The sequence below is a fragment of the Bradyrhizobium sp. genome, assembly GCF_019244115.1.
Taxonomy (GTDB): Bacteria; Pseudomonadota; Alphaproteobacteria; order Rhizobiales; family Xanthobacteraceae; genus Bradyrhizobium.
In genome coordinates this window covers 1-10305 of sequence record NZ_JAFATE010000811.1, presented here as the reverse complement: position 1 = coordinate 10305, position 10305 = coordinate 1, and the positions used below count along the sequence as shown (strand labels likewise).

11 protein-coding genes are annotated in these 10305 nt (G+C 64.7%); 3 read left to right on the top strand and 8 right to left on the bottom strand.

What is annotated here, in order from left to right; all coding sequences use genetic code 11:
* The 8 genes from JOZ76_RS34430 to JOZ76_RS34395 form a co-directional block, all read right to left on the bottom strand.
* On the bottom strand, positions 1–224 hold a 224-nt coding region (locus tag JOZ76_RS34430; protein ID WP_291705836.1), incomplete at its 3' end, for a hypothetical protein.
* A gap of 66 nt (positions 225–290) precedes the next feature.
* Positions 291–716: a DUF5413 family protein gene (locus JOZ76_RS34425; RefSeq protein ID WP_291705835.1), complete on the bottom strand. Its 426-nt coding sequence runs from the start codon at positions 714–716 to the stop codon at positions 291–293.
* Between the two features lie 130 nt (positions 717–846).
* A complete protein-coding gene (locus JOZ76_RS34420; protein ID WP_291705834.1) occupies positions 847–2457 on the bottom strand; it encodes a hypothetical protein in 1611 nt (536 codons plus the stop codon).
* A gap of 37 nt (positions 2458–2494) precedes the next feature.
* Positions 2495–3787, bottom strand: a complete 1293-nt coding sequence (locus JOZ76_RS34415) for an adenylosuccinate synthase (RefSeq protein WP_291705833.1) — start codon at positions 3785–3787, stop codon at positions 2495–2497.
* A gap of 317 nt (positions 3788–4104) precedes the next feature.
* Positions 4105–5325 carry an MFS transporter gene (locus JOZ76_RS34410; protein ID WP_291705832.1) on the bottom strand — a complete coding sequence of 407 codons (1221 nt, stop codon included), beginning with the start codon at positions 5323–5325 and terminating at the stop codon, positions 4105–4107.
* Positions 5326–5336: 11 nt separating this feature from the next.
* Entirely contained in the window at positions 5337–5555 is a 219-nt protein-coding gene (locus JOZ76_RS34405) for a hypothetical protein (RefSeq protein WP_291705831.1), read from the bottom strand.
* The gene (locus JOZ76_RS34400; protein ID WP_291705830.1) at positions 5548–6141 is read right to left on the bottom strand and encodes a cysteine hydrolase family protein; all 594 of its coding nucleotides are present in this window, start codon (positions 6139–6141) and stop codon (positions 5548–5550) included. Before JOZ76_RS34400 ends, JOZ76_RS34405 begins: the two co-directional genes overlap by 8 nt.
* Positions 6138–7355 carry a GNAT family N-acetyltransferase gene (locus JOZ76_RS34395; protein ID WP_291705829.1) on the bottom strand — a complete coding sequence of 406 codons (1218 nt, stop codon included), beginning with the start codon at positions 7353–7355 and terminating at the stop codon, positions 6138–6140. Before JOZ76_RS34395 ends, JOZ76_RS34400 begins: the two co-directional genes overlap by 4 nt.
* A 128-nt stretch (positions 7356–7483) precedes the next feature.
* Here JOZ76_RS34395 and JOZ76_RS34390 point away from each other — a divergent pair, with 128 nt between their 5' ends.
* From JOZ76_RS34390 to JOZ76_RS34380, 3 genes are all read left to right on the top strand, one after another.
* Positions 7484–8518: a LysR family transcriptional regulator gene (locus tag JOZ76_RS34390; protein WP_291705828.1), complete on the top strand. Its 1035-nt coding sequence runs from the start codon at positions 7484–7486 to the stop codon at positions 8516–8518.
* The gene (locus JOZ76_RS34385; protein ID WP_291705827.1) at positions 8515–8901 is read left to right on the top strand and encodes a hypothetical protein; all 387 of its coding nucleotides are present in this window, start codon (positions 8515–8517) and stop codon (positions 8899–8901) included. The genes JOZ76_RS34390 and JOZ76_RS34385 overlap by 4 nt, the downstream gene beginning before the upstream one ends.
* A gap of 209 nt (positions 8902–9110) precedes the next feature.
* Positions 9111–10070: a DMT family transporter gene (locus JOZ76_RS34380; protein WP_291705826.1), complete on the top strand. Its 960-nt coding sequence runs from the start codon at positions 9111–9113 to the stop codon at positions 10068–10070.
* Positions 10071–10305: the final 235 nt, after the last annotated feature.

The window sequence follows — 10305 nt, the reverse complement described above, 5'->3', positions numbered from 1 at the left end:
ATCACATGGGAACGCGCGTCGCGGGCACAAGTTGCGATGCGGGCACGCTTGAGGTCACGGCCCGCGCGCGGCCGTCGGCATGAGCCCGAAACGGCGGCGGAAGCAGCCGTTGAAGTAGACAGGTCGTTGAAGCCGCAGTCGAAGGCGATGTCGCTGACGCCCGCCTCGCCACGCGTCTCGATGACGTCGGTCCGGGCGGCGGCTGCCGCGGCACCGGCATTCAAAACTGCATTACGGCACAGAACGGCGGCCCAAGCGATCCGCCGTTCTGGTCTTGCATTACGCTCAGTTCAAGCTGCCGGCGCCCGCAGCGGTTCCTCGACGTAGCGATGAACCAGCCAGGCCGACACGATCGCCGGGACAAATCCCACCAGCCCATACAGGATGAACTGCACCGCGCCACTGTCGCCGCCACGCGAGCCATAGGCGAAGGCGGCGAACACGAAGGCGATCGCGCCGACCAGCACGATCCGCAGCGCCGATCCGATCGTCTTGACATGGCACAGAATGTCTTCGATGGCGGCCATCATCAGTGCCGGCAGGAAACCGAACAGATAGGTGTACTGCAGCGTCATCGCGAAGACCGAAACCAGCTTGCCGATTTCGGCGGCGCTCGGCGGATGGCTCCAATAGCCAGATTGGTACGTGGTCACCAGCAGCAGGCAGAACCCGCCCAGGAACGGTCCGACCAGGGCGAATAACAGATAGCGCTTCATGCCGCCTTTCTCCTGATGTCTGCTAGTTTCTGGACAAGCATCATTGCCCAGGCCAACTACAGGCCATGCCGAAGATGACGTCAAGACGACGGATGGCGCAGCTGCAACAGCGAACGCGCGCTGCGCCGCGTTATTCGCCCCAGGCGGTGAAGGCGTCGTTAAACGCACGCTCGCCTGGCGCCCCCTTCTCGATCGCGATGATGGCGCGGCGCTGATTGGTGTAGACCAGCGGCACGTCGAACCAGGAGCGTTCCTTCAGGAGCTGCACGTTGCGCTGGCGGTCGGCATCGACATTGGAAAGCCCGACCAGGAAGAAGCCGTCCGTGACCTTCACCGCGAGCCCTGCCAGCGGGGTGCCGCGGGCCTGTTCGTTCGACTTCATCAAAATGCCCGGAACCTTGTCGACGCCACCGCCCGTGAAGTCCGAAGGCAGGATGAAGGTCAGTTCCACGGTATGGCTCGCCGGCAGCGAGGAGTCGGTATTGCGGCGAAACGACATCGTCATCTTGAACTTGCGGTCCGGAATCTCGATGTCGGCCCGCACCGCCATCTCGGCTTTCTGTCCACCGGCCCCCTTGACCTGATCGGTGCGCCAGATCACCGAGCCGACATATTGCTTGCCCTTCGGATCGGAGGGATCCTCATCATACAGCACCACGCGCTGCGCCACCGGTGCCACCTGCTCCGAGGACGGCGCCTGCCCGACCCGATCGGCAATTTTCGGCTTGCTGAGCGGCGCGGAACTGTCCTTCGGCGCCTCGACGACGGCCTGCGGCTGCGACTTCAACAAGCCGCTGACGGTGGTGATGGCCGACTTGCCCCACAGCAGCGCAGCGCCGCCGAGCACCAGCACCACACCGATCGCGATTGCGCTCTTGAACGGAAAAGCCGCGAGACGGAGCGGCTTTCCTGCCGCACGATCCCGTTCCGCACCGCCCCGCGGCCGCGGCACCGGCGGCTGTGGCGCGTAGCGCTCGGCTTCTGCGACCGACTCGTCAAAGGAAAACGGCGTATCGCCATCGCCGCCGCGATTGTCCAGGCCGGGCTCGAGCCGGTCGAACTCGGGTGAGGGGACATTCGCATAGGTTTTCCGCGCCGCGCGATTGGCTTGCGCGGCGGCGCGGCCGAGATCATCGGCATCAGCCGTGATGTCGCGAAAACCTCTGACACCCTGGGTCTGTGGCGCACCGCCCTCGGGGCCTCGGCGCGGCGACACTCCAGGGCGTTCTCGTCCGGGCAATTGGGGTTCCTGCATCGCCACTGGCTGCGCCGCCAGCGGCGATGACGGCTGCGCCGATGCCGACTGCTGGGGCGGCGGCGGTGCCTGTTGCGATGATGGCGAGGTGGCATCGGCGCGCAGATTGCGCGGCGGACGCTGTTGGTTGTCAGCTCGTTCCTCGGATGCTCCGGGCGGCCGATCATTACGCGCACCCGGCGCAGGCGGCGTAGCCGTACGCGCGCTGGCTCTGCGAAGCGCATCGCCGGCCCGCGGCGGAGCGCCTGGCGGACGTGCAGCGTCGCGGGCGCGCTGCGCAGCTTCCGCTTCCACCTTGCGGACCGCCTCCTCCAGCGACAACCGCTCGCGCGTGATTTCCGACTCGCTGAGGGGTGGCTGCACGCCGCGCAACTGTGCGATCAACGCCGCGCGTGCGCGCTCATAGAGCGCACGGCGGCTCTCGCCGGGGGCATTGGGATCCAGTCCGGCAATGGCACGAGCGATCAGCGGGTAATAGTCGGCCATATCAACTCGACTGTGAGAGCCTTACGGTCATATCGCGTTACGTCTCGAATGGATTCTGCACCAGGATAGTATCCTCGCGTTCGGGGCTCGTGGAAAGCAGGGCGATCGGACAACCCACGAGTTCCTCGATCCGCCGGACATATTTGATGGCCTGCGCCGGCAGATCGGCCCACGACCTTGCCTTGGCGGTCGGCTGCTTCCAGCCTTCGATGGTTTCGTAGATCGGGACCACCCTCGCCTGCGCGCCCTCACCGGCGGGAAGGTGATCGATTTCGCGCCCGTCAAGCCGATATCCTGTGCAGACCTCGACGCTGTCGAACCCGTCGAGAATGTCGAGCTTGGTGAGCGCGAGCCCGTTGATGCCGCAGGTCCTGACCGTCTGGCGCACGAGCACGGCGTCAAACCAGCCACAGCGCCGCTTGCGTCCGGTGTTGACCCCGAACTCCTTGCCCCGGCGTCCGATCTCTTCGCCGATCTCGTTCAGGAGCTCGGTCGGAAACGGGCCCATGCCGACTCTGGTCGTGTAGGCCTTGCAGATCCCCAGGACATAGCCGACGCCGCCCGGCCCAATGCCGGTTCCGGTCGCCGCCTGAGCGGCCACGGTGTTGGACGACGTCACATAGGGGTAGGTGCCGTGGTCGACATCGAGCAGCGCGCCCTGCGCACCCTCGAACAGAATGCGCCGGCCCTCGCGCCGCTTGATGTCGAGCAGCCGCCATACCGTTTCCGCGTAGGGCAGCAGTTTCGGCGCCATCGCCGACAAGTCCTTCAGGATGCCCTTGCCGTCGATCTCATCGAGATTGAGACCGCGGCGAAGGGCATTATGATGCGCAAGAAGCCGGTCGATCTTGTGCGGCAGCGTATCGAGATCGGCGAGATCCATCAGGCGGATCGCGCGGCGGCCGGCCTTGTCCTCATAGGCCGGGCCGATGCCCCGGCGCGTCGTGCCGATCGCCGTTCCCGTGTTGGAGGATTCCCTGAGCGCGTCGAGTTCGCGATGCAGCGGCAGGATCAGCGTCACGTTCTCGGCGACACGCAGATTGTCCGGGCCGACCGCGACACCCTGGCCCCGCAGCCTCTCGACCTCATCGAGGAACGCCTGCGGATCGAACACCACGCCGTTCCCGATCACGGAGAGTTTTAAGGGCCGCAGCACGCCCGACGGCAGCAGCGCGAGCTTGTAGGTTTCACCATTGATGACGAGGGTATGGCCGGCATTGTGTCCGCCCTGGAAACGTACGACGATATCGGCCTGTTCCGACAGCCAATCGACGATCTTGCCTTTCCCTTCGTCGCCCCACTGGGCGCCGACAACGACCACATTAGCCATTCCCGGGTAATCCCTCTGCAATCCATCGCTTCACGAGCATGACGGCGTCCGAAAGGCCACGCGTCCGGCCTCGGAGCAGCGTCCGCGAGCCTGCCCTTCGGAGATCATGCACCCAGCCCAACTCGCGGCCTTGAAGCCGCCGCATGAGAGGCACCCCACCCGATAATGGAAGCCGCCGGTCGAAGCAAGCAAGAAGGGCGCCAAGAGGGGCCGTTAGAGCACTACCAAGCCCTTGATATCCCCGGAAAATTCTGTGCTCTCCGCGGCTCTTGGGCAGGCCGGCCGACGGCCAGTCCGCCGGCGCGCCTCAGGGCGGGCTAGGTCCGAACCACGGCTTCTACCGTGGCATCGCCTTCGCCACCCGGAGCGGAACGGCGCGCGGCGTGCCTGCCCGGCTTCGACAAGATCGCAAAGCCCAGCGACAGCGGCACGATCGCAACGAGCGAGAACGCAGCCACGACCAGCGCCGCCGACGGCGAGGCGAGCGCGTCCTGCAGACGGCCCGCAAAGGCGGGTCCCACGGCCATCAGGAAATAGAAGCAGGTGTAGAATACGCCAAAACCCGCCGAGCGATCCTGCGGGCGCAGGATCGCTGCCGGGAGCGACAAAATCGCTCCCGACAGCGGGCCCACGGCCACCCCAAATATCAAGCAGGCCAGTGTCGGATCGAGATCAAGCACGAACGACGACAGCGCTGCGGCGGCGAGCGGCGCGCACACCGCGATCGCCGCGATCGGCCTGCCGAGCCGGTGCACGAGAAAGCCGCCGGCCGGAATGGCCAGGATCGTCAACCAGATCGAGAGAGAGGTCAGCGATGCCGCCGCCGTCGGCGAAAAGCCGCGAAGAGCCATCAGCGCGGGCGCATGGCTGAAGAACAGCACACAGGCGAGGTTCATCAGTCCCCACACGATTCCCGCTACGATGACGGGCACCAGGATGGGGCGGCCGAGTTCCGCACCAGCGGCAGGCTGCGGGTCGCCATGCGCGTTGGGACCTGGTAACAGCGCGAACGCGACCAGCGCCACGAACGCACAAAGGGCGCCGCAGACCATCTCCGCCGGCCACCCAAAGCCTTGCGCGATGGCGGCCTGGATCGGCAAGGCCAGCATCGCGCCAAACGGCCAGCTCATCTGCAGGATCGACATCGCAAGTGCGATCTCGCGCCCTTCGAACCAGTCCGTCGTCAGTTTCGTCGCGGCGAGCACGACGAGGGTGGCGCCCACACCGCCGACGGTGCGTGCGGCGAGCGCAGCGGCAAAACTATCCGCGTTTGCAAGCGCCAGTCCTGAGATCACCATCAGCACGAGACCGAACAGTCCGAGCGATTGCTCTCGGAGGCGGGCGCCGAGCAGACCGGCCGGAAAGGCGACGACGATGCCCGGCAGCAGATAGGCCCCGAGCAATGCGCCGATCTGGGCATAGCTCAAGCCCAGATCGCGCATGAGTTGGTCTGCGACCGAGCCGACCGACTGGAACTGGAATCCGGTCGCCGCGCGGGCCGCGAACAAGATTGCCAGAGTGATCCACCTGCGATGCATGCGGGCTTCCGTCAGTCCGACGGCTCGTTCTCGAGCAGCCCCATGCTCAGGGCGTTCGAGAACTGCGACAGCTCCTCCTCGGAGATGTCGTGCAGCGCCAGGCGGACCTGCATGATGGCAAGGTCGAGCAGGTGGCCGGCGAACTCGACGCCGCCGGAAACCACGACATGGCGCTGCTCCAACAGCACGGGGATCACACTGCGCAGGCGACGGGCACTGAACTCATCCATATCGATGCCCTCTCGTTGTTGATGGCGACGTGGCGATCATCCAGCGCCGCGTGGCACGAACGTCGACAAACAGTTCCATCGCCTTGGTGGTTATGGCGTGAACCGACCTCGCATCGGCGCCTGCCCGTCCGCGGCTGGCCGCGGCGTCGTTCAGGAACGTGACATGATGCCCCCGATGCGCCGCATCGATCGCGGTGGCAAGACAGGCCTCGTCGGCGATGAGGCCGGCGAGCGCAAAGCTGCCGCTCTGCGACACGATGTTGTCGAACAGGCGGTTGGCGTAGCAGGACGGACGCTGCCGCTCGAACACCATGTCGCTCCGCTTCGGCTCGAACCCGGGGATCCACGCCGATTGCGCGGACGGCTCGCCCGAACGCGGTTCCTCGCCGTGTCGCGTGAACGCGATGGGCAATCCGTGGGCCCGTGCATGCCGGATCGCGGCCATGCAGTTCTCCAGGCAGGAGCCCATGTCGCAGTAAGGGTCGCGTGCCAGTTCCTCGTAGTTCCGCATCTGCAGGTCGACCAGGACCAAGAGCCGGCTGCGCGGCTCGCCGAGATAGGCGCGCAGGTCGATGACGGCACTCATCGGAGGTCTGCCGCCGGACGAACGCCGCGGCTCACCGATTTCTCCAGGACGCCGGGCGCGTCCCACCGTCCTTCAGGGCGGATGATCACATAGGGGTCGTCGTGGAGCGTGATGCTCTGCGGATGCCCTCCGATCTCGAGCTTGACCTCGACATAGTCGAAATCGGAGAACACGAACTCCCGATTGCCCATCAGCGCAAAGCCACGCGCCTCCCAGAATGGGAGATAGCGTTTCTGAGCATGGGCGTAGAGCACGCCATAGCCCTTCTTGCGACAGAGCTCGATTGCCGCGCCGACAATGCGTTTCGCGAGGCCCTCGCCACGGAATTCGTCGCGGACCGCCAACCGTTCGAGCTTGGCGAAACCGGCAAAGTACCGGATCCGCAGGCAGCCAACCGGCTCGCCGTCCTTGTGGCAGACCAGATGCGTGGCGGAAAAGTCGTTGCCGTCGAACTCCTCTTCGAACGGGCAGCGCTGCTCTCCCATGTACACCGCGCCGCGGACCGCGATCACCTGGGCCATGCCCTCCATCGATCGCACCACTTCGACCGTTACCGGATCGCGCGGCACCGCCTTCAGCGGCGGCAGATCGTCGGAGCGGTCGAGCATTTGCAGGTGGGGCGCAAAGAGCCCGTCATAATGCGCGCCGGGTGAGAAGCCGAGCGGCTCCAGCACGCGCAAGCCTTCCTTGGTCACCGGCCGCGAATAGATGCTGACGCCTTGATAGAGGGGCGTCGAAAATTTTTGCAGCACCAGGGGAATACCGGCGGCGATCGAGCCCTTGGCATGAATGCACCACACATAGATACCGGCTGGCCGCTCGCACTGGCGGGCGACGCAGCGCAGCTCCGGCTTCTTGGTGTCGAGGCTCCCATCGATCAGCCGCCGCGTACCTTCGTGATTAAGCGGGAGGACGGCGAGAAATCCTTCGCCCCTGGGCGCTGCAATATTGAAACGGTCGCGCCTGGCGATCGCCCAGAAGGTATCGGGGTTGTGATTGACCACCGACAGAATGATCTCATTGGTGGTCAAACCGGGGATATCCTGCCGCGCAGCGTCCACGAGCGACGTGATGCCTGCGGCGTCGACGGTAAAGATCACGGTTCGTCGCGCGATCTGCAGGTCGGTCATCCGGTCGAGCGAATGCGGCGCAGCTCCGCCATGCGACGTTCCGCGGGCGGTCTTGCGTATTAAGCCTAGGTCGAGCGCGGTCATGCTGGGTCGTCTCTGAGTTGTGAAGCGGCCTTAATTCTGCAATGAATATTAAAAGAACTAACGGGGTAATTTGTATGCACTCACTTGAGCGCAGGGGTGCTCACAACAGTGAGCATGTTCCAGGGCGGATGGCGAACTGGGATCTCGTTCGTATCTTTCTCGAGGTCGCGCGGGTGGGCAGCTTTCGCGCCGCGGCCGAACGACTGAATATGTCCGCAAACTTCCTCTCGAAGCGCATCTCGATGCTGGAGCAGGCCTACAAGACCACGCTGATGACGCGGCATGTCGACGGCATCCGTTTGACCCGCGAAGGTCTGCAGGTCCTGGAAGCGGCCAAGCGAATGGAAGAAGCCTCGTTCGGCCTGGACTGCGCGCTCAACCAGGCGACTCCGGCGCTGAGCGGCGAGGTCCGTATCGCCGTCACCGAGGGCCTTGGCACCTTCTGGCTGGCACCACGGCTGGTCGAATTCCAGCGCGCGTTTCCGAACATCCTGGTCGACCTGAAATGCGAAATGAAATCCGCCGACGTGCTTCGTCTCGAGGCCGACGTTGCGGTACAGCTGGAAAATCCCGATCAGCCGGATCTGAAGCGGCTGAAGATCGGTCGGCTGCACGTCATGCCGTTCGTCAGCCCGTCCTATGTGGAGATCTACGGGATGCCGAAGAGCGCGGACGACATCCGCCAGAACCACCGCATCGTGATGCAGGAAGCCGATCAGACGCTCGGCAAGATGATGTATGACCGCTACGCGGGCCGCGAGCCGATCGGCTTCGTTGCGATGCGCAACAATGTCTCGACCGCCCATGTCTGGTCGGTCGCCAAGGGCGCTGGCATCGGCTGGCTGCCGACCTACGCGCCGGCGCTCGGCGATCCCCTGATCGCGCTCGATATCGGCGTCCAGTTCGAGCTCGACATCTGGCTCGCTTATCATCCCGACACGAAGAAGATTCCGCGCGTCAAGCAGATGATCGACTGGATCGTGCAGTCCTTCGACAGCCGCAAATATCCCTGGTTCAGCGACGAGTTCGTGCATCCGAAGGATCTGCCGAAGGCCTACAAGGAGGCCGAACCGCTGGTGAACCTGTTCGCCGGCTTCAAGAAAGTATCGCGCCCGAAGGTGGTGCCGATCTTCCCCAAACGCGTAGACGGGACCAATCGATGACGGACCACGTGTCTGACGGGCCAATCGACCGCCTGGTGAAAGCGAAATGGCTCGCCATCGGGCTTTCACAGAGCGACCTCGCCGAGGTGCTCAGTGCCGCGCTCAAACCAAGGTTCGAGGAGAGCGAGCGATCGGAGCGCGGCGACCCCACCCGCCTGCGGCAGATCGCCGACGCGCTCGAGCTTCCTGCCGATCTGCTGCGGGGCGCAAGCGAAAGGGCGCGATTGGCAGCAGCGCCGGAACACGATCCGCTGCAGTCGCTGCTCGATCTGCGCCTGCTGCGCGCCTTCCGCGAATTGCAGGATCACCGCACCAAGCAGACGCTGATCCATCTTGCCGAGCAGATGGTCAAACGCCAGGCGCGCAACGACCCGGATTATTAGCGCGGCTCGCCATCAAGGCGCCCGATAGGGCCCCCGGGCGCATGGTGGCGATGCATCCGCCCCGATTGAAGTAGGGCAAGAATCCGTGTCTGTAGGCGGGCCGGGTTCCGCTGCTGAAGTGACGTTCGCCATCAAGTCCGAAGTTTATGGCTTGACGAGCGAGAGCGCTGCATCAGTCGCCGTGTCGCGGCACCAACCGGGCCGCTGCCATGACCGCCTCCGACCAAGCCTCGCATCCCGTCTCCGCCCCTGGCTGGTTCGCCAACCAGCCCTATCTGCTGCTCAGCTTCACGGCGCTGTTCTGGGCCGGAAACGCCATTGTCGGCCGGCTCGCTGCCGGACACATTCCGCCGGTGACGCTGTCGTTCCTGCGCTGGGGGCTCGCCTTCCTCACAATTTTGCCCATCGCCTGGCCCCATGTCAGGCGCGACTGGCCAATGATCCGTTCGCGGCTCGGCTTAATGGTCATTCTTTCCATCACCGGCATCAGCGCCTTCAACACGATGCAATACTGGGCGCTCGAGCATACCCAGGCGCTGAACACGCTGTTGCTGCAGTCGGCGCTGCCGCTGTTCGTCGCCGTGTGGTCGCTGATCCTGCTCGGGGTCCGCTTGACGCTGGCCCAGGCGTGCGGCGTCGTGCTGTCGCTGGCCGGCGTGCTGACGATCCTGCTGCATGGCGATCTCACCGCGCTCGCCGGCATCGCCTTCAACAAGGGCGACATCATCTTCATCGTTGCGCTGGTCATCTTTGGCTTCTATTCGGTGCTGTCGCTGAAGCGCCCCGCCATTCACGGCCTCTCCTTCGTCGCCTTCACCTTCGGCTGCGGCTCCGCCTGCCTGATCCCGCTGTGGATCTTTGAATTGTGGTCGCGCCCGGTGATGGCGCTGGATGGGCCCAATCTGCTGACCCTGTTCTATGTCGCGATCTTTCCCTCGACCCTGGCCTATCTCTGCTTCAACCGCGGCGTCCAGCTGATCGGGGCCAACCGCGCGGCGCCCTTCTTTCACGTGGTGCCGGTATTTGGTGCGATCATGGCGATCGCGTTTCTCGGCGAACGGTTGCAGCCGTTTCACGTCATCGGCTTTGCCCTGGTCCTGATCGGCGTCTACGTGGCGGCGCGCAAGCCGCGGGACACCGTGCAACCGCCGCCCCGTAATACTACATAAGGATTGTGTCGCAACGGCAAGCTATGGTTGCATGTCGCGTGTGCGCTGCTTGGGGCCAACTAGGCATGATCAATCTCCGATGATTACCGTACCGGAACTCGCGGCCGATGCGCTCGGCGAATTTCTCGGCGGTTACATGCGCCGCCGCTACGGCTCGTCCGACACGGATCTCGTCGAACTGGTGCCGTCGATCGCGCGGATCGCCATCGAGTGCATCGGCAACAGCGATGCCCTC

Excerpts from the sequence above, each read along its gene's own strand:
- JOZ76_RS34420 (WP_291705834.1), bottom strand. The coding sequence starts at position 2,457 with ATGGCCGACTATTACCCGCTGATCGCTCGTGCCATTGCCGGACTGGAT.
- JOZ76_RS34425 (WP_291705835.1), bottom strand. The coding sequence starts at position 716 with ATGAAGCGCTATCTGTTATTCGCCCTGGTCGGACCGTTCCTGGGCGGG.
- JOZ76_RS34405 (WP_291705831.1), bottom strand. The coding sequence starts at position 5,555 with ATGGATGAGTTCAGTGCCCGTCGCCTGCGCAGTGTGATCCCCGTGCTG.
- JOZ76_RS34410 (WP_291705832.1), bottom strand. The coding sequence starts at position 5,325 with ATGCATCGCAGGTGGATCACTCTGGCAATCTTGTTCGCGGCCCGCGCG.
- JOZ76_RS34400 (WP_291705830.1), bottom strand. The coding sequence starts at position 6,141 with ATGAGTGCCGTCATCGACCTGCGCGCCTATCTCGGCGAGCCGCGCAGC.
- JOZ76_RS34395 (WP_291705829.1), bottom strand. The coding sequence starts at position 7,355 with ATGACCGCGCTCGACCTAGGCTTAATACGCAAGACCGCCCGCGGAACG.
- JOZ76_RS34380 (WP_291705826.1), top strand. The coding sequence starts at position 9,111 with ATGACCGCCTCCGACCAAGCCTCGCATCCCGTCTCCGCCCCTGGCTGG.
- JOZ76_RS34415 (WP_291705833.1), bottom strand. The coding sequence starts at position 3,787 with ATGGCTAATGTGGTCGTTGTCGGCGCCCAGTGGGGCGACGAAGGGAAA.
- JOZ76_RS34385 (WP_291705827.1), top strand. The coding sequence starts at position 8,515 with ATGACGGACCACGTGTCTGACGGGCCAATCGACCGCCTGGTGAAAGCG.
- JOZ76_RS34390 (WP_291705828.1), top strand. The coding sequence starts at position 7,484 with ATGGCGAACTGGGATCTCGTTCGTATCTTTCTCGAGGTCGCGCGGGTG.